The organism is Lacrimispora sp. (genome assembly GCF_032078915.1).
Lineage (GTDB): Bacteria > Bacillota > Clostridia > Lachnospirales > Lachnospiraceae > Lacrimispora.
This window is the reverse complement of sequence record NZ_DAMAUN010000023.1, coordinates 37,720-57,654: the sequence shown is the minus strand read 5'-3', so window position 1 is coordinate 57,654 and position 19,935 is coordinate 37,720. Positions and strand designations below refer to the sequence as shown.

Here is a 19,935-nt window from a genome sequence, read left to right as displayed (position 1 = left end):
GTTGCGCGTGTCAAGGCTTCGACCTGCTCCTCCAACTTAAAAGGCGGACTATCAGCTTTACGCCGATAGTCCGCCTTTTGTTGTCATATTCCGCTTGCCGAATACCCAATCTGAATGCTCCTTGATACTTCCTTATTGGGTGACAGCTAAGTCCCGGAGCATTTTTTATCCAAATGGATTTTCTGATTTATAAAGCATTCCCTTTGGCTGATTAAATCCAATCTCTTCTACCCCAAGATACTTAAATACTTCAAATATAGCCTTGCCATAATGTCCGAAAGCAACCGCTCCATGATGAGGGAAGTTCTTTTCGATCAGCACATGGCGGTAAAATCTTCCCATTTCCGGAATAGCGAAAACTCCGATGGAACCAAAGGAACGGGTGGCTACAGGAAGCACCTCTCCCTGGGCAACGTATGCACGGAGTAAATTGTCTGCTGTGCTCTGAAGGCGGAAGAATGTAATATCACCAGGAGCAATATCGCCCTCAAGGGTTCCCTGAGTAACCTCCTCCGGAAGCGCTCTTGCCATGATCATCTGGTATTTCATCGAGCAGGAAGAAAGCTTTCTGGAGCAGGTATTTCCGCAATGGAAGCCCATAAAGGTATCCTGGTGGGTGTAATCATGCTTACCCTTAATATCTCCATCATACATATCGGCAGGAACCGTGTTATTAATGTCAAGCAGGGTTACGGCGTCCATGCTGATGCAGGTTCCGATGAATTCACTGAGAGCTCCGTAAATGTCCACTTCACAGGAAACCGGGATGCCCATTCCTGTCAGACGGCTGTTTACATAGCAGGGAACACAGCCAAACTGGGTCTGGAATGCTGGCCAGCATTTTCCTGCAATGGCTACATATTTCCGGTATCCCTTGTGGGCCTCCACCCAATCCAGCAGGGTGAGTTCATACTGGGCAAGCTTTGGAAGGATTTCCGGCTTCTGGTTACCCTCTCCCAGCTCCTTTTCCATATCCTTTACTACATCAGGGATCCTTGGATCGTTTGCATGCTTATTAAAGGCCTCAAATAAATCCAGCTCCGAGTTCTCTTCAATCTCCACACCCAGGTTGTAAAGCTGTTTGATCGGGGCATTGCATGCCAGGAAGTTTAAGGGGCGCGGGCCGAAGCTTATGATTTTCAACTGGGAAAGTCCTACCAGAGTTCTGGCAATGGGAAGGAATTCCTCGATCATGTCGGCACATTCCTCAGCTGTTCCAACCGGATATTCCGGTATGTACGCTTTAATATTTCTAAGCTTTAAATTATAGCTTGCATTTAACATTCCGCAGTACGCATCCCCGCGTCCCTGGGTTAAGTCATCTCCGCTTTCCTCTGCTGCTGCGATAAACATAACCGGTCCGTCAAAATGCTTTGCAAGAAGGGTTTCTGAAATCTCAGGTCCGAAGTTTCCTAAATAAACGACCAGTGCATCGCAGCCGGCTTTCTTCACATCCTCCAGAGCCTGAACCATATGGATCTCGCTTTCCACGATACATACTGGACATTCGTAAATATTTGCGGCATCATACTTTGCATGATATGCCTCCACCAGAGCTTTTCTTCTGTTCACTGATAAAGTTTCCGGGAAACAGTCCCTGCTTACCGCTACGATTCCTACTTTTATTTCTGGGATATTATTCATTTTATAACTCCTCCTGTTGTTAATCAGGCATTTTCTTAGGATGATATGCCTGTGATTTCATTGTTAAACATTTGTCAAATAGACAGGTTTTCTCCTGATATTCCAATATAAGCATGTTCCGGAAGTCCGCCCTCTTTGTGTCCAATGAGCCATTTGTTCTTGGCAAACAGCAGTCTGTCTTCTTCATTTACTGCTTCTCCTGCCGGCTCCAAGTCAGTATTGGTATCCTTTGGAAGGATCACAACACACCGGAAACCGCCTTCCTCCGCATGGCATGGCGCATAATGAAGGGTCGTGGCATAAACCTCGATCACAGTTCCTGCAGGAACGAGGAAAGCTTCCATCTTACCTGAATCGTATGTATAACCCGAGGTAATGTCCTGCTGCCTTCCTAAAATCAGGATCAGATCCGTCACAGCAATATTGATCTCTGAACCTCTGTGGTATTCCACCGCATTCAGCTTCTTATTGTGGCCGTTGCAGTAACCTACCTGAATGGGCAGCTGGCCGTACAGCTTCTTTTCCATTTCCCTAGAAACCGCCAACTCCTCTAATTCCGCTACGGAAGGAACATAAACCACATCTTCCGGAAGGGGCGTCTCCTTCATCTTTTCCAACAGTTCCCCTGCATCATATCCTGTAACCACTTTCCCATAAGTCTGAAAGGCAGGATCTGTCACTGGTTTGATTGTTAATCCCATGGTTTTACCTCTCCTTTTCTATTCTCCGAATACAGCCAGATAATCCTTTTTAAATTTTTCAATGCCCTGGTCTGTGAGCGGGTGCTGTGTCATCTGAACCAGCACCTTATACGGCACCGTTGCTATATCTGCCCCTGCTCTGGCACAATCGATTACATGAATCGGATTGCGCACGCTGGCTGCAATGATCTCCGTCTCGATCCCATGTATCTGGAATATCTCCATAATATCTTCAATAAGATTGATTCCCGGCATGGAGATATCGTCCAAACGTCCCAAAAACGGGGAAACATAGGTGGCTCCGGCCCTTGCTGCCAAAAGCGCCTGGGCAGCGGAAAACACCAGGGTAACGTTCGTTGGGATATTTTCTGCGTTCAGAACTTTTACTGTTTTTAAGCCTTCTGCCGTCATGGGGATCTTCACGACCATGTTCGGATGGATCGCTGCGATCTCCCGGCCTTCCTTTATCATGCCTTCCGCATCAGTCGTGGTGGCCTTTACCTCTCCGCTGATTGGTCCGTCAACAATAGACGCGATTTCCCTGATCACCTGCTTGAAATCACGTCCTTCCTTTGCAATCAGGGAGGGATTTGTAGTAACTCCGCAGATGATCCCCATTTCATTGGCCAAGCTGATTTCTTCTACATTTGCCGTATCAATAAAAAAACGCATATCTTCACCCTCCTGTTTTCCTTTGTCTTTCCTTACAAAGCCGCAAGTTTCTTATAGCTGCCCTTTAAATCCTCATACAGTTCTTTATATAACTGATGGTATTTCTTATAAAGGACGGCCTGTTTTTCCTCCGGTCCCGTAGACTTATCCGCAGAGATTAAGGTATCACAGGCAGCTTCCACGCTCTCAAAAACACCGCACCCGACTCCGGCCAGAATAGCGGCTCCCAGAGCCGGTCCTTCTGTCTGAGCCACGGTCTTTACATGACAGTCATACATATCCGCCAGCATCTGCCGCCATACGGAACTCTTTCCGCCGCCGCCGCATGCCATCATCTCTCCTACTCTGATCCCCATTTCATTAAGGATATCATTGCAGTCGCTGAGAGAATAAGAAACTCCTTCCATTACAGCCCGCAGCATATGTTTTCTCGTATGGATGGCGGAAAGTCCAAAAAACACTCCCCGGCAGTCCGGGTCCAGATGAGGAGTCCTCTCCCCCATTAAATACGGAAGGTAAATAAGCTTATCGCTTCCTGCTTCCACCTGGCTCACATCCCGGTTGATGAGATCGTAAACATCAATCCCCTGTTTATTCGCTTCTTCCACATAGTCCTGGCAAAAATGATCCTTAAACCACTTTAAGGACAGCCCCGCCCCCTGGGTCACTCCCATGACATGCCATGCCCCCGGTACTGCACAGCAGCAGGTATGGACTCTTCCTTTCGGGTCAATGGTAACCTGGCTGCTGTGAGCAAACACAACCCCGGAAGTCCCTATGGTGGTAAAGGCCGTTCCATCCTTCACAACCCCGGTTCCGACTGCAGCCGCCGCATTGTCACCGGCGCCTCCCACGACCTTTGTCTCCTCCGAAAGCCCGGTTCTCTCTGCAATTTCAGGAAGAAGTGTTCCCGTTACCTCACAGGATTCAAAAACTTCTCCCAAAAGCTTTGAATCAATATCCAGCTTATTTAAAACTTCCTCGGACCAGCATCTTCCGGGCACATCTAAAAGCTGCATTCCGCTGGCATCGGAAACCTCAGTGGCAAAAACTCCGGTTAATATGTAACGGATATAATCCTTGGGAAGGAGGATATGCCTGCACCGATCGTAATTCTCCGGTTCATTCTTCCTTACCCATAAAATCTTGGCTGCCGTCCAGCCGGTAAGAGGCGGATTCGCGGTGATCTCAATCCAGCGTTCTTTTGGCATAATCGAAAGCATGTCTTCCACTTCGGCCGCTGTTCTCTGGTCGCACCAGATAATCGAGGGGCGTATCACCTCATTCTTTTCATCAAGCATCACAAGTCCGTGCATCTGGCCTGAGATACCGATTCCTTTCACATTCTCTTTTAAAACGCCTGACTCCGTCATGACCTGGGAAAGGGTATCAAGAACCGCGTCTCTCCAGTCTTCCGGCTTCTGCTCCGCCCAGCCATTCTTAGGCTGATAAAGGGGATATTCCCTGGATGCAGAAGCAATCACACCGCCCGTTTCATCGAACAGGACGGTCTTAGTTGCCGATGTCCCCACATCAATTCCAATCAAATACTTCATCCTAATACCTCCTCGTAAAATCTCTATTTTGATTATAATATACATACCCGAAAAAAGCGTGCGCTTATTTGTCCAAGTAATAGCACTTTCTTGCACTTTTGCAATGAGCAGTGTGAAATAGGCCATGACAAGATTTTCGTTGTGCTTGCACATAAGAAAATCTTGTCATGGCCTATTTCATAGGGCGAATGCCCGTGAGCGAGACCGCAGGTTTCGCGAGCTGCACTGCGGACTTATGGCACAATCACCCCAACAGCCAGATATACCGCCCCCTACCGCAAAGCATTTAATCGCATAGACACTTAAAGCCATACAAGGTATAATGAAGTAAAAGCGGGGCTGTCTGCCGGACAGCCCCGTTACCCAAGGAGGTTTTCATGAACTTAAAAGAAAAGATGAGAAGCGGAAAGCTCTACAATTGTGTTGATGATGCCCTGATCGCGGAACAGACCAGCTATCTGGAAATCCTCTATGACTTCAACCAGACCCGCCCATCCGAAGGCGAAAAGCGGCAGGAAATCTTAAAGAAGCTTTTTGCAGAAATCGGAAAAAACTGCTACATAGAACCCCCGCTCCACGCCAACTGGGGAAGTCACGTTCACATGGGCAATGACGTATATGTAAACTTTAATTTAACCCTAGTAGATGACGCCGATATCAACATAGGAAATAACGTCATGTTCGGCCCTAACGTTGTGGTAGACACCGCCGCCCATCCCATCCGCCCCGATATCCGAAAAAGGCAGATCCAGTTTAACGTCCCCGTTACCATTGAGGATAACGTATGGATCGGAGCCGGAACCATCATCCTTCCAGGCGTCCGGATCGGTGAAAACAGCGTAATCGGAGCCGGAAGTGTTGTGACCAGGGATATCCCTGCCAACGTAGTTGCCTATGGAAGCCCATGCCGCGTCATAAGGGAAATCGGCGAGCGGGATATGAAATACTATTTCAGAGACTGGGAAATCGATCCGGAAATATAAACTCTTCCCTACGCCTTCCTGCTTTCAAAGTAAACGAACTTATCAATCGCATCTAAAATATCGCTGAAATCTTCCCGGGGAGCCAGATCAATGTATTGTTTTAACAGCTCCCCTTCCTGCTTTTTATATGACCCGTAAAAAATATCATACAGGTTATGTCCCCGCATATAAATCTTAAATTCCTCCATATGGGTCTTTATATCTTCCGGGGATTCCATATCCTTCCCCACTGCCTCCGCAAACTGTTTTCCGCTCTTTAACCGGTAAAGATATTCCTTCCATTTATCAAACAGTATCCGGTAGAATGCATCTTCATCTTCCACCACTCCAAGCTTTGCCATGATTTTAGGATTCAGGAAATAATTTTCAAAAGAATAGTACTTTAATATAAGCACATTTTTTCTGGTGACCTTTGGAAGCTTGTCGATATCCTCCAGACTGCGGTCATCATAATACCGGCAAAGCTGGCCTGCCAGCTCCTCAGGGTTCTTACCGTCTCCATCCCGGATCATCAGAAACTGATCCCTTAGATACACCTGGTTCATATACTTTAAGTTTGCATACGTCTTTATATTGGTACAGCTGTTGGTGGTAATGATGGATATCCGGGATAAGTTTCCCTCCTTATCGTAGATCTCCGAATAATATTTTTCCAATAACAGCGGCAGACGGCTCTTATCCTGCTTCCCCTCCACAATGAACACAAAGCTGACCCCAAGAAGATCGCTGGCCCCATAGCCCAAATCGTCCAGAATGGCGTCAATATCGGTTCTGTCCCTTACAATGGAATAACCGTCACGCTCCAGCACCACCTGCCTGATCTGGCGCCTGGTGAAATTAAACAGCATGCCAGGAGAATGAGTGGTAAAAATCACCTGATTCTTCTTGGATAAACGGTAAAGGATCTCACTGGATATTTTCTGAAGCTGGGGATGGAGGAAAATCTCAGGATCCTCTACGATGACAATGCTGGGAATCCGTTTTTCATCCTCTGTATAGGTCTCCAAAAGAGACAGCATGTAAAGGCTTTTCATGCCATTGCTTAAGTTGTTTATAGGGCTTAGTTTTCCTCTCTCCACATGATAAGTCTCCGCTGTTACTTTAAATAATTCACATGGATTACAGTTTAAGGAAAAGTGTATTTCTTCATAGCCGCCGTTTTTTCTGTAATTGTCATTGACCCTTTCGGCAAAATTATTTAAATTTAACTGATACATCTTATATTCCAGCAGCTTAGCCGTCTCATAGATCTGCAGTTCCTCCGGCTTCTTCTGGTTGATCAGTCCGATGCACTTAAAGCACTGGTTGCATTCCCTTGCGCTGTCAAACATGCACACATGGGTCCTTAGCTTTGACAACTGGTCATCCTCCTGGAAAAGCAGCAGATCATTCTGAAACTGGTTTAAATCCCGTTCCGAGTCAATGTAATAAAGCCTGGGAAAAATCTCCCTGATATACCGGTTATTCTTCCGGTATCCATCCTTAAACCGGACGACTCCGTTCCAGTTTACCTGATAGGTGAACATCAGGCTTCCATCCCGGTAAGAAGGCAGCTTTGTTACAAAATCATGGAGCCATGCATCAAACCGCTTATACTGGCTCACCACCCCTCCCCTGTGAAAGGAAACCAGATCCTCCTGCGTAATTGCCAGGGTCATGGTGATCTCTATATTCTGTTTCTTCTCGTTAAAATCCTCTTCCGTAACTTCATATACGCCCGCAGCTGCCCGTATGGCATCTAAGACACCTGTTTTTCCCGTGTTGTTCTTCCCCACAAGTATCAGGGCATTTTCCACATTTTGAATTTCCATATCCCGTATGGATTTAAAATTTTTAATATGTACCGATGTAATCTGCATAGGCCTCTCCTTTATAAAACTCAGTATAAAAGGCTGACAGGAAAATTTCAAGTTCTGCCTGAAAAAAAATCACACTGTCCTTTCCTCTTTATCATAATATAGAATATATTCTTTTCACAGGAGTGGTTCCTATGTTTGATCCTTATCTGGTGCTCACACCTATGCACTATATTTATCTCATCGGCGTCATTGTGATCCTGACTGTCATGGTTCTTAGAAAGGATACGCCCCTGGTCTGCATCCTTTTTCTCTTCCTCCTTGGTCTTACAGGCCTTAAGTCCCTGACCGGAGGCATCATGACCGTATTCAACGCCATCTTGTATGCTTCTAAGGAGTTTATGGATATCATCGCCACCATTGCCCTGGTCACAGCCCTGTCCAAATGCTTAAAAGACTTAGGAAGCGACTATCTGATGATGATTCCCATGTCAAAGGTCATGAAAACTCCCACCTTTACCTGGTGGATCCTGGGAGGTACCATGCTGGTATTTTCCCTCTTTCTCTGGCCTTCCCCATCCGTGGCTTTGGTGGGTGCGATCATGCTGCCCTTTGCAGTCAAAGCCGGTCTGGATCCTCTGGCAGCTGCCATGGCCATGAATTTATTCGGCCACGGAATTGCTTTAAGCTACGATTTCGTCATCCAGGGCGCTCCGGCCATTTCCGCAGCTGCAGCATCCATCACAACTGACCAGATCCTGATCAAGGGTCGGCCTTTGTTTTTGGTAATGGGCATTGTTACAGTAGTTTCTGCATATCTGTTAAACAGGAACGAAATCGCTGCCTGCTGTCAGGAAGTCCATATCCAGAATGCTGAAGAACACCATGATACCGGGATTGCCGCGATTATCATGGCGATCCTTACCCCTCTTCTTTTCCTGGCCGACATCCTACTTATGCTGGCTTTTGATTTAAAGGGAGGAGACGCCACCAGCATGGTTTCCGGCACAGCCGTCCTGGTTATGTGCATTGGAGCGATTCTGGGCTTTGGCAGGCATTCTCTGGAAAAAGTGACATCGTATGTTACGGAAGGCTTTCTTTTTGCCATACGGATCTTTGCTCCCGTCATCATCATCGGGGCCTTTTTCTTTTTAGGAGGAGAGGGAATCTCCTCCATCATGGGGGATCAGTTCCAAAGGGGAATTATGAATGACTGGGCCATCTGGCTGGCTCACAATGTTCCTCTCAATAAATATATGGCTGCATTTTTCCAGCTGGTGATCGGAGGCCTGACTGGCTTAGACGGTTCTGGTTTTTCCGGGCTGCCACTTACCGGTTCCCTGGCCCACACCTTTGGTACGGCAGTGGGAGCTTCGGTTCCTATTCTGGCTACCCTGGGACAGATTGCCGCAGTTTTCGTCGGCGGAGGTACCATCGTTCCCTGGGGTCTTATCCCCGTTGCAGCCATCTGCAGCGTAAATCCCCTGGAGCTTGCCAGAAAGAATCTTCCTCCGGTCATGATCGGTTTTCTTGCTACTTTTATTGCTGCCTGTTTCCTATTATAGATAATCCAGCTTTAAGGAGGGATTTCCATGTGCGGAATTGCTGGTTTTTACAATCCAGATCACGATTACCAGAAAGATAAAGCCTATTATGAGAACATCCTGGAACAGATGTCAGAGAGCCAAAGACACCGGGGACCTGACGATTCAGGGATCTGGCTCTTTCACCAGGGAGGCATGTCCCATGCCCGTCTATCTATTATCGACTTAACAACCGGACGCCAGCCCATAATAAAAACCGAGGCGGGTAAAAGATTTGGAATTGTGTACAATGGAGAAATTTATAATACAAAGGAGCTGCGCAGGGACTTAGAGGAGCGGGGCCATTCCTTTTCCACCACCTCAGATACAGAAGTGATTTTAACCGGATATATGGAATACGGGCCTGATTTTGCGAAACAGTTAAACGGGATCTTTGCCTTTGCCATTATGGACTCATTCCGGGAACGCTTATGCCTTTGCCGGGACCGTTCCGGCATAAAGCCTCTCTATTACACCATACGGGATGGAGAAATTATCTTTGCTTCGGAGCTGAAAGGAATCTTTGCATATCCGGGCGTACGTCCTGTATTAGACCGGAAAGGCTTAAACGAGGTATTCTCCCTGGGACCGGCTCACACCTCCGGCTGCGGAGTTTTTAAAGGAATCAATGAGATCCTCCCGGGCCACATGCTTCTCTGTTCTAAGGACGGCTTCCACTTAAAATGCTACTGGAAGCTGGAAAGCAGGCCCCACGAGGACAGCTATGAGGAAACCATTGAAAAAACCTCATTTCTGGTTCAGGATTCCATCCGCCGGCAGATGGTTTCCGACGTCCCTATCTGCACCTTTTTGTCAGGTGGGGTTGATTCCAGCCTGGTTTCGGCTGTCTGCGCTGCAGAACTGAAAAAACAGGGCAAACAGCTTACTACCTTTTCCTTTGATTTTGTCAACAATGATAAATTCTTTAAAGCCAGCAACTTCCAGCCCTCCCAGGACCGCCCCTTTGTGGACCAGATGGTTAAATTTTTAAATTCCGACCATCATTATCTGGAATGTGATAATGGCACCCAGGCAGACCGGCTTTATGACTCCGTTCTTGCTCATGACCTTCCGGCCATGGGAGACATTGACTCCTCCCTGCTCCACTTCTGCTCCATGGTCAAACAGTTTAACAAGGTAGCTTTAACCGGGGAGTGCGCAGATGAAATATTCGGAGGATACCCATGGTTTCATAAGGAAGAATGCTTTAAAGCCCAGACTTTCCCCTGGACCATGGACTTAGGTATGCGCAAAGCCATCTTAAAGGATGAATTCCTGGATTATCTAAAAATGGATGAGTATGTGATGGAAGCCTACGAAAAGTCTGTTGCGGAAACTCCCGTCCTTTCCGAGGATAATCCAAAAGAAGCAAGAAGAAGAGAGATTTCTTATCTGAATCTCCGCTGGTTTATGCAGACCTTATTAAACCGGATGGACCGTGGCAGCATGTATTCCGGCCTGGAAGCCAGAGTTCCCTTTGCAGACCACCGGATCATCGAGTATGTGTGGAATGTTCCCTGGGATATGAAAACAAGGGATGGGGTGGTAAAAAATCTCCTTCGCCAGGCCGGAAAGGGGCTTCTGCCTGACGAGATCCTGTTCCGCAGGAAATCTCCGTATCCCAAAACCTATGATACCAATTACGAGGCACTTTTAGCCAAACGGGTAGAGGAAATGATAGCTGGCGGTTCCGCTCCGGTTATGGATTTTTTGGACGGAAAGAAACTGGAAAGACTCCTGACCAGTCCTTCGGATTACGGAAAGCCCTGGTACGGTCAGCTCATGGCTGGTCCCCAGATGCTTGCCTATATCCTTCAGATCAACTACTGGCTGGAAAAATATCATATCTCAGTGGAATAAAAGCAAAGAGGTGCAAACGTCTCTCGAAAGACCTTTGCACCTCTTTGTGAATCCTTTATTCAATCTCTTCCAGGATTCTTCCCATATCTGATGTATCGCCAATGAGTATAGCTCCTGTCAGCTTGCCTTCTACATAATAATACACGTTGTAAATCTTCTTTTCTACGTCCTCTTCCCGGCGCACTTCATAGGTTTTTCCAGGATCCTTTCCCGGGTCGCCCACTGCAAATAAGGAAGTATCCATGCCATTAAATGTGAGAGCTGCTGTCACGGTCTTATAGGAGATCCTTTCTCCGGCTGCATTGGCTCCTGCTGCCTTTCCCATCTCCACGGCCTGAGGCCAGATGGCATAATTGATCCCTTCATATTCCGCACAATCTCCGCACGCATAAATGCCGGGTACCGTGGTTTCCATGTGCTCATTAACGATTACTGCCCGTCCGGATTTAGCCCCGGCATCTTCTGCCAGAGATACATTGGCCCTGACTCCTGCAGATATGACCACCAGATCTGCCGGCAGGACTGTACCATCCTCAAGGCGGACACCCGTCACCTTCTCTTCCCCTTCTATCTCCCGGGTAACTGCCTGGAATTTCACATCGATCCCCTTTTCCAGGATAATGGTTCTTAAAAACTCACCGGCTTCCTCATCAAGCTGGCGCTTCATAAGCTGGCCGCCCTGCTCCAATACCGTCACAAAAAGGCCTGCCTTTTTTAATTCCCAGGCTGCCTCCAGTCCCAGCACGCCGCCGCCAATGACCACGGCCCGCTTTGATTCGGAAAGGAGGGAATTAAGCTTCTCTATATCAGAAAGCCGGCGTATGGCGACCACTTCATTTTTTTCACTTCCAGGTATCGGAGGAATGAAGCATTCCGATCCCAATGCATAGATGCATTTGTCGTATTTAAGCTTGATTCCGTCATCAAAGGTGACTTCCTTTTCCCTGGTATCGATCTTCTCCGCCTGTTTTCCCGTAAGGTTTAAGATACGTTTCTCTTCGTACCATGCCGGGTCATGAAGAAGCAATTCTTCTCTTTCATCTTTTCCCATCACGGCCTTTGTCAGCATGGGCCTTGAATAAGGCAGGCAGTCCTCTTTCGTTACCATGACAATGGAACAGGTGGAATTTCTTTCCCGAATCGCCTCTGCCGCACTGACACCAGCGGCACCATTGCCAAGTATGAGGTATAACTCCTCCGTGTTTTTATGGTAATTCCTTTCTTCCTCCTCATAAGGGACAAAATTTTCCGGTCCTACTCCGCATACCGGACAGACCTCATTCCCCTCTTCAAATACGGCGCCGCATACCAGGCACTTAACCATTTTCTTCTTACTTTCTCCCATGTAAAATACCCCCTTCTCACGTTTCCTTTGTAAGTACAAGCTTTATGTCTGATCCTATCATAACATAATTTTTTACGATTTCAAACTTCTTTCCGTTAATAATTCGTAAGCATAGAAAGAAAACTGTAAAGCCGAAAAGCCGTCTTTTTATGGTAAACTATCCAAGTAAGCAATGAGCAGTGCAACCAGGGCGGACACCCTTGAACGAGGAATCCCTTGTGATTCACTCGCTGCACTGCGAACTGAAAAGAGGAATCAAAATGAAAAAATACAGCATTGGAGAAGTTTCCGACCAATTAGGCGTAAGCCGGGACACCCTTCGCTTTTATGAAAAGAAGGGGATCATACAACCGGAAAAGCAAAAAAACGGTTACCGAACCTATACATATGATGATATTAAAAAGCTTTCGAGCATCATGTTTTACCGTAGACTGAACTTCAGCATCGATGATATCGGCCGTATCCTGTATAAAAGTTCTTTTCCTTCCTATTGTTCCATGATTCGGGAAAAAATTGCAGAGGAAAAAAAGCAGATGGAAAAGCACCGGCAATCCCTCATCCATCTGACTCATTTGCAGAAGCACTATCAAAATGTAGAAAAATGCTTAAACCGTTATGACTTAAGACCCATGCCTCCCCATTATCAGATGCCGGACAATCAATTTATCAGTCAAGAAGGCATCTCTGATTTATGCTATATCTGCCAGGAATATGAGATAGAGGGAAACCAGGCAAAGCAGATTAACGAATTCTTCATGATCACTGAGGATACTGCCTCGATTCTGAAGATGAAACAGGCATTAAACGGCTATCCCATACGAAATCCGGAACGTTGTGTTTATACCGTGATTGCATCAGACGGCCCTGTTTTAGAATCACAGGCTGTTTTAAATGCAGCCGACTGGGCAAGGCAAGAAGGATATTCTCCCCTCGGTACAGCCTACAGCGGGCATTTATTAAGCTCCGCCTTTAAGGATACCACAAAAGAAAATCAGGAAAAAAAAGCAGATACACCCGTCAATTACATTGAAGTGTATCTGCCGATTCAGTCATAGAGGCTTTATTTCTCCTTTGGAGCAGGCTTAAACGCTGAACTATAAATGTATGGAACCAGAACCGTAGAAACATTTCTGTGCTTCCTAAGTCTTTGCATAATGAAATAAGTAGTCTGGTTATGAAGAATATTGGCAAACCAGCTCTCTTCTATAAAACGGGTCATAACGACCGTAATCATTTCCCCCGGAAGCAGATTGGCTTCCTTTTCGCAGATATACTCATCAACAGGCTCAATAAGCTCCCGGTAAGGTGACATGATGACCTCAAGCGGTATATCAATGCCGGTTTCCTTCCATTTTTTCTGTAGCTGTTCGCATTCTTTCTCATCCGTTGCTATATGAAGGGCTACCACATTGGAAGTGATCAAATTGGCGTAATTAAGCGCCTTCAATATGGAACGGTTGATTCCTCCGGTAAGGACAATACAAAGATTGGTGTCCTGGCTGGTACTTTTATGATAATGAGACATAAAGTCATTGACCATTAACTGCCGGCCCACAAACTTATAATGGGTATCAATGCGATGCATGATATAAACAATTATCGGTATGATTATCGCCAGCGCCCAGGAACCCTGGGCAAACCTGGTTACAAATACAATGATCGTTCCCGTTCCCGTCATAAGAGCGCCCAGTCCGTTGATGAACATTTTATGCAAATAACCTTTTCCTTTCACCCGGGTCCATCTGGCCACCATTCCGCTCTGGGACAGGGTAAAGGATAAGAAAACTCCGATGGCATAAAGGGGGATCAGGTAATGGGTCTCCGCGTTAAAAACAATTAACAAAAATGCCGCTACAAAAAAGATAAACAGGATCCCGTTAGAAAAGCTGAGCCTTGTCCCTCGGTGCATAAACTGACGGGGTACAAATCCATCTGCCGCCAGAATCGACAGCAGTGTGGGCAGACCGTTATATGCGGTATTTGCAGCCAGCAGCAAAATAAGGGAGGTTGCAAACTGTAAGATATAAAACAAGGGTCCCGGTCCGAACACAGCCATTCCAAGCTGGGAGATTACCGTCTTTCCCTCCAGGGGAACAATGTTTAAAGAAGTAACCAGCACCACCGCGCCTCCAAAGATGGCAACAATGATGCCTACCAGTATAAAAAGCACATGGGTGGCATTCCGCTGTGACGGCTCCCGAAAGCTTGGAACCGCATTGCTTACTACTTCCACTCCCGTGAGGGCCGAACAGCCGGAAGAAAACGCTCTGAGAAGTAGAAACAGGGTAACCGTCCCGGCTCCGCCTGTAACAGGCTGTATGCTTTCAGAATATTGGACCGGCGAAAGATTCCCTGTTGCAAGCTTTACAAACCCAATTATAATAAGCACCAGCATAAGAACAATAAATGCGTATGTCGGAACTCCGAAAAGCTTAGAGGACTCTCTCATTCCCCTAAGATTAAGGAGTGTGACGATGCATAGAAAAAGCAGGGCGAACAGCAGCCTGTAATCTGACAATTGAGGAAAAGCAGAAATAAGCGCTGCCGTTGCTGCCGACAGGCTGACTGCTACTGTCATCACATAGCCGATAATCAGGGAAGATGCAGCTACCATTGATGCGCCTCTTCCAATGTTTTCGGCAGATACGACATATGCGCCTCCGCCGTTTGGGTAATTTGCAATGATCTGTGAGTAGGAAAAAGCCAAAACTAAAAACAACAGTATGATCGGCGAGGTGACATATCCAAGATAATTGACTGCCGATAACCCCAGGACCGGAACCAAAACCAACAGCATTTCTTCAATCGCATACGCCACCGACGAAACCGCATCACTTGCCATGATAGGGACTCCCCAAAGGGGTCCCAGCTTTTCTCCTTCCAAATCATTGTTTTTCAATGTATTTCCCAACAATATATTTTTTATCTTTCTCTTTGAATGCATATCCTAATGTCCTCTCTGATACATAATCTTCTTTCCTTAATTTTAGTATTGCCAATAATCTCAATACTATATAAAAATATACCTGATGAATCATAGGCTTAAATTTATGGATTGTCAAGTGAGAATACACCTTTCTGCCGTTAAAAAACGTTACGATTTTAACCTCATTAAATAAGAACCCCACTTAATGCCGGAAAGGCATAAGTGGGGGCCCGGTAAAGTGGGACATACCATGTCAGAAGGCGTGCATGCCCTCTCTGACAAGCTGCGATAGCAGCGATGAGGTTATACCTGGTGAAGCGGGTCACGCTATGAGCAAGCAGGAAAGCGGTCTGCGAATATCTAATTGACCCGGTTTAAAACAAAAAGCGTTTCTACTGCGGATGCCATCCGCAGTAGAAACGCTTTTTGCTTTAATTGCTGTAATTTTCATGAATGATTTCTACGTACAAGGAACTGTCCAGGCTCACTGGAAATATTTCACACCGGATTCAAAAATCTTCATATCCTGCTCACCGTAAATGTTCATGGCCACCGATTCGCCGCGGCGTTCGGAATGAGCCATCTTGCCCAGGATCCGCCCGTCAGGGCTTGTGATGCCCTCAACCGCCAGGAAAGACCCGTTAGGATTCCAGCACTCATCCATGGTAGGGCACCCCTTGTCATCCACATATTGAGTCGCCACCTGTCCATTGTCAAACAGCCGTTTCATCCATTCCTCCCCTGCAACGAACCGGCCTTCTCCATGAGAAGCCGGATTGCAGTAAACGCCTCCTAATTCTGCCCCTGAAAGCCACGGCGACTTATTCGTCACCACCTTTGTATAAACCATCTTGGAAATATGACGGCCAATGGTATTCATCGCCAGCGTAGGGGAATCCTCCCTCTGCTCTGTGATCATTCCTTCCGGCACAAGCCCCAGCTTGATCAAGGCCTGGAAGCCATTGCAGATTCCTAGCATCAAGCCATCCCTTTCATTTAACAGCTTCCCGATTTCCTCCCTGATCACCTGATTCCGGAATAGGTTGGCAAAGAACTTGGCAGAGCCATCCGGTTCGTCGCCTGCGGAAAATCCTCCGGGAAACATGACGATCTGGACTTTGGATATTTCCCTGCGGTAGACTTCCACCGATTCCCTGATGTCCTGGGCCGTTAAATTCCGAAAGACCTTTGTCACCACATTGGCACCTGCTCTTTTAAAGGCCCTCTCACTGTCATACTCACAGTTTGTACCAGGGAACACCGGAATAAATACATTGGGCTTTGCTGTCTTATTCCTGCAGACGTAGATATCCTTTGTATCATAAAGCTGCTCTGAAACAGGGGTCTTTTCTGCCCCTGACACCGTCGGGAACACATCTTCAAGTGGCTTCGTCCACGCGTTCAGCGCCTCATCTATGGCAATGGATGTGCCCCCGTATTCAAACACGCCTCCATCAGTGACTTCACCGATGACGGTATAGGGGACCGTCAGCTCCTCAAGCCTTCCTTCCGGAACTTCACATACTATGTCTCCCCAGCCGGCCTTAAAGAAATCACTTGGATCTACGTTGTTACTGATCCTTATGCCCATCCGGTTTCCAAAGGCCATCTTGCTGACCGCCTCACAGATCCCATGGCTCTCTGCAGCGTAGGCAGATAGGATGCGTCCTGCGCAGATATCTTCAAACAATGCTTCATAGCCTTTCATGACCTGGCTGTATACCGGAAGATCATAGGAATCCTTTTCAATCCTAAATACCACGATCCTGCTTCCCGCCTTCTTAAATTCCGGTGTAATGATATGCTTCCCATCTGCAATATCCACAGCAAAGGAAACAAGGGTCGGCGGTACATCAATGTCACGAAAGGTTCCTGACATGCTGTCCTTTCCTCCGATGGAAGGAAGCCCAAATCCAATCTGGGCGCTGTATGCCCCAAGGAGAGCGGAAAAGGGCTGGCTCCACCGCGCCGGATCCTCTGTCATCCTGCGGAAATACTCCTGGAAGGTAAAGCGGATTTTTCTGTAATCGCCGCCTGATGCCACGATTTTGGCAACAGAGGACAAAACTGCATATACTGCGCCGTGATAGGGGCTCCAGCTTGACAGATAAGGATCAAAGCCGCAGCTCATCATGGTTACGGTATCTGTCTTACCATGAAGCACCGGAAGCTTTGCCACCATGGCCTGAGTCTCTGTCAGCTGGTACCTGCCTCCATAGGGCATAAACACGCTTCCCGCCCCTATGGAACCATCAAACATTTCCACAAGCCCTTTCTGAGAGCAGACATTTAAGTCAGAAAGCAGCTTCAGCCAGGCTTCCCTGACATCTCCGGTCTCCTGTCTCATAAACGTGCCTGGTTCTCTGTCAGGGACTTCCACAACAACCGAAGCCTCCTGATGGGCTCCATTGGTATCCAGGAAAGCCCGGCTGATGTCCACAATGGTCTTTCCTCTCCAATTCATCACAAGCCTTGGCTCTGACCTAACCTCCGCCACTACTACTGCCTCTAAGTTTTCCTCTGCCGCGCAGGCCAGGAACCGGTCTGCATCTTTCGGGTCAACCACTACTGCCATGCGTTCCTGAGACTCTGAGATGGCGATTTCCGTACCATCCAGTCCTGCGTATTTCTTTGGAACCTTATCTAAGTCGATCAGCAGGCCGTCTGCCAGTTCTCCTATGGCAACCGACACACCTCCTGCACCAAAGTCATTGCATTTCTTGATGAGCCTGCTCACTTCTTCTCTTCGGAACAAACGCTGTATCTTTCGTTCCGTGGGCGCGTTCCCCTTCTGGACCTCTGCTCCGCAAGTCTCAATGGAGGCTTCCGTATGGACCTTGGAGGAGCCGGTGGCTCCTCCGCAGCCGTCCCGTCCGGTACGGCCCCCAAGGAGAATGATTAAGTCTCCCGGGTCCGAAGTCTCCCGGATGACATTTTTTCTTGGAGCAGCACCTATGACAGCGCCTATTTCCATTCTCTTTGCAACATAATCCGGATGGTAAATCTCCTTTACATATCCGGTTGCCAGCCCGATCTGGTTTCCGTAGGAGCTGTAGCCGTCAGCTGCTCCAGTTACGATCTTTCTCTGAGGCAGTTTTCCTTTTAATGTTTCGCTCAAAGGCCTTGTAGGGTCAGCTGCTCCTGTTACCCTCATGGCCTGGTATACGTAAGTGCGTCCGGAAAGAGGGTCACGGATCGCTCCTCCAAGACAGGTGGCCGCACCGCCAAAGGGCTCGATTTCCGTAGGATGATTGTGGGTTTCATTTTTGAAATTCACCAGCCATTCCTCTTCTACACCGTCAATCAGGACCGGGACTACAATGCTGCAGGCGTTGATCTCATCAGATACTTCCAAATCCTCCACTTTTCCCTCCATGCGAAGCTTCTTCATCGCCAGGAGAGCCAGATCCATAAGGCACACAAACTTGCCGTCTTTTCCCTTTAAGACCACTTCCCGGTCTGCCAGGTACTGCCTGTAGGTATCCTCAATGGGCTTGCGGTAATCTCCCGAACGAAATGTAACATCCTTTAATTCCGTCTGGAAGGTAGTGTGGCGGCAGTGATCCGACCAATAGGTATCAAGGACCCTTATCTCTGTCATTGACGGGTCTCTTTGTTCTTCTTCCTTATAGTAATTCCGGATATGAAGAAAATCCTTAAAGGTCATAGCCAGATTTAAGGACTCATATAATTCCCTTAATGCATCTTCTGCAAGATCCGTAAAACCATCAAAAATAATCACATCTGCAGGAGTATCAAACATTGAGGCAAGTGTCTCCGGCTTTCTTTCCTCTGCTTCTCTGGAATCCACGGGGTTGATGCAGTAGGATTTGATTTCGGCAATCTGGGCTTCTGTAAGTACTCCGGAAATCACATAGGTGGTTGCAGACCGGATCACAGGCTCTTCATCTTCTTTCAGCAGCTTGACGCACTGCTCTGCGGAATCAGCCCGCTGGTCAAATTGGCCCGGTAAGTACTCTACGGTAAAAACCACATCCCCTTCCTTTTTCGGGAAAGCCTCTTCATAAACCTCATCAACAGGGGGCTCTGAAAAAACAGCGGTAAGAGCCAATCCATAGACTTCGTCGGACAGAGCCTCCACATCATAGCGGATCAGCACCCTCACACCAGTCACCGTATTGATACCAAGATAGCCTGCGATTTCTTCTCTTAATTCCATCGCCTTAACGGCATAGGCCGTTTTTTTCTCAACATACACTCTTCTTACACTCATATTTTCCTCCTTGCAAAAACTCCCCATGGTTTATCAGGACAGGATTTTCCCTGTTATTCTCGTGTATTAATCATACCACAAGTTATATAGATTAGAGAAATTAATATATCTTATGTTATTAATCAGTACAGTTAATATCATTGATGCCATCGGCAGAAGAAAATCATTATCCAGCCTTATGTTTCATCTGGTCTCCTACCACTTCGACGCAATTTGACAAAATTCGACATTTTTTATAAAAATACTTGAAAATTTGAAAAATTTGAACTATAGTAATAAAAGATTTTTTTTAATAAAGGAGTGCTAGATTTATGGATCTTCATCAGCAATTAAAGGACTTATCCCAAAAATATTCATTTGAAAACGCCTGCTTAAAGAAAGAGGAACAAAGTCCCTATCTGGAGGTATGCCTGCAGCTTAAAGAAGTACACATTGAAAAGTTCATTGAAAAAGCCGGGCAGCTTAACTCCATTGTGGAATCATGTGCCAACATGGTCAGCATCTTTGACGATTCCGCTCCAATGGAGGTTCTTATGCAGACCTCTCTGCGCTGTGCTGGAAGGGATATGCTTTATATCCGCACCACCCCTTCCATGGTGAAAATCCTCATAGAAACACTATTTGATTAAGTACTG

General features: G+C 47.0%; 13 protein-coding genes. 5 read left to right on the top strand and 8 right to left on the bottom strand.

Annotated features, from left to right (window positions below; translation table 11 throughout):
- Positions 1-165: 165 nt before the first annotated feature.
- The 4 genes from RT269_RS11430 to xylB all read right to left on the bottom strand — a co-directional run bounded on the left by RT269_RS11430 (position 166) and on the right by xylB (position 4,573).
- Positions 166-1,644 carry an L-fucose/L-arabinose isomerase family protein gene (locus RT269_RS11430; protein WP_313182725.1) on the bottom strand — a complete coding sequence of 493 codons (1,479 nt, stop codon included), beginning with the start codon at positions 1,642-1,644 and terminating at the stop codon, positions 166-168.
- A 74-nt stretch (positions 1,645-1,718) separates the two neighbouring features.
- Positions 1,719-2,345, bottom strand: a complete 627-nt coding sequence (locus RT269_RS11425; protein ID WP_313182723.1) for a DUF4867 family protein — start codon at positions 2,343-2,345, stop codon at positions 1,719-1,721.
- 18 nt (positions 2,346-2,363) lie between these two features.
- Positions 2,364-3,017: a fructose-6-phosphate aldolase gene (gene fsa, locus RT269_RS11420; RefSeq protein WP_313182721.1), complete on the bottom strand. Its 654-nt coding sequence runs from the start codon at positions 3,015-3,017 to the stop codon at positions 2,364-2,366.
- Between the two features lie 32 nt (positions 3,018-3,049).
- The gene (gene xylB / locus RT269_RS11415; protein ID WP_313182720.1) at positions 3,050-4,573 is read right to left on the bottom strand and encodes a xylulokinase; all 1,524 of its coding nucleotides are present in this window, start codon (positions 4,571-4,573) and stop codon (positions 3,050-3,052) included.
- A 377-nt stretch (positions 4,574-4,950) separates the two neighbouring features.
- Between xylB and RT269_RS11410 the strand changes: the two genes are divergently transcribed.
- The gene (locus tag RT269_RS11410; protein WP_313182719.1) at positions 4,951-5,556 is read left to right on the top strand and encodes a sugar O-acetyltransferase; all 606 of its coding nucleotides are present in this window, start codon (positions 4,951-4,953) and stop codon (positions 5,554-5,556) included.
- Positions 5,557-5,564: 8 nt separating this feature from the next.
- Here the strand turns inward: RT269_RS11410 and RT269_RS11405 are convergent, their stop codons facing one another.
- Positions 5,565-7,415 (bottom strand): ATP-dependent nuclease, encoded by a 1,851-nt coding sequence (locus tag RT269_RS11405; protein ID WP_313182718.1) that lies wholly within the window; start codon positions 7,413-7,415, stop codon positions 5,565-5,567.
- 131 nt (positions 7,416-7,546) lie between these two features.
- Between RT269_RS11405 and RT269_RS11400 the strand changes: the two genes are divergently transcribed.
- On the top strand, positions 7,547-8,917 hold the full coding sequence (locus RT269_RS11400; protein WP_313182716.1) for a citrate transporter: 1,371 nt from the start codon (positions 7,547-7,549) through the stop codon (positions 8,915-8,917).
- 27 nt (positions 8,918-8,944) lie between these two features.
- On the top strand, positions 8,945-10,795 hold the full coding sequence (asnB, locus tag RT269_RS11395; RefSeq protein ID WP_313182715.1) for an asparagine synthase (glutamine-hydrolyzing): 1,851 nt from the start codon (positions 8,945-8,947) through the stop codon (positions 10,793-10,795).
- Between the two features lie 55 nt (positions 10,796-10,850).
- On the opposite strand, the gene RT269_RS11390 is transcribed toward asnB, so the two are convergent.
- Entirely contained in the window at positions 10,851-12,140 is a 1,290-nt protein-coding gene (locus tag RT269_RS11390; RefSeq protein WP_313182713.1) for an FAD-dependent oxidoreductase, read from the bottom strand.
- A 260-nt stretch (positions 12,141-12,400) separates the two neighbouring features.
- On the opposite strand from RT269_RS11390, the gene RT269_RS11385 reads away from it, so the two are divergent.
- Positions 12,401-13,195, top strand: coding sequence for a MerR family transcriptional regulator (locus RT269_RS11385; protein ID WP_313182711.1), 795 nt, complete (start codon positions 12,401-12,403; stop codon positions 13,193-13,195).
- Between the two features lie 5 nt (positions 13,196-13,200).
- Here RT269_RS11385 and RT269_RS11380 read toward each other — a convergent pair whose 3' ends face one another.
- Positions 13,201-15,084 carry an APC family permease gene (locus RT269_RS11380; protein WP_313182710.1) on the bottom strand — a complete coding sequence of 628 codons (1,884 nt, stop codon included), beginning with the start codon at positions 15,082-15,084 and terminating at the stop codon, positions 13,201-13,203.
- A gap of 466 nt (positions 15,085-15,550) precedes the next feature.
- Entirely contained in the window at positions 15,551-19,300 is a 3,750-nt protein-coding gene (locus RT269_RS11375; protein ID WP_313182709.1) for a phosphoribosylformylglycinamidine synthase, read from the bottom strand.
- Between the two features lie 311 nt (positions 19,301-19,611).
- On the opposite strand from RT269_RS11375, the gene RT269_RS11370 reads away from it, so the two are divergent.
- On the top strand, positions 19,612-19,929 hold the full coding sequence (locus RT269_RS11370) for a hypothetical protein (RefSeq protein ID WP_313182708.1): 318 nt from the start codon (positions 19,612-19,614) through the stop codon (positions 19,927-19,929).
- Positions 19,930-19,935 lie beyond the last annotated feature (6 nt).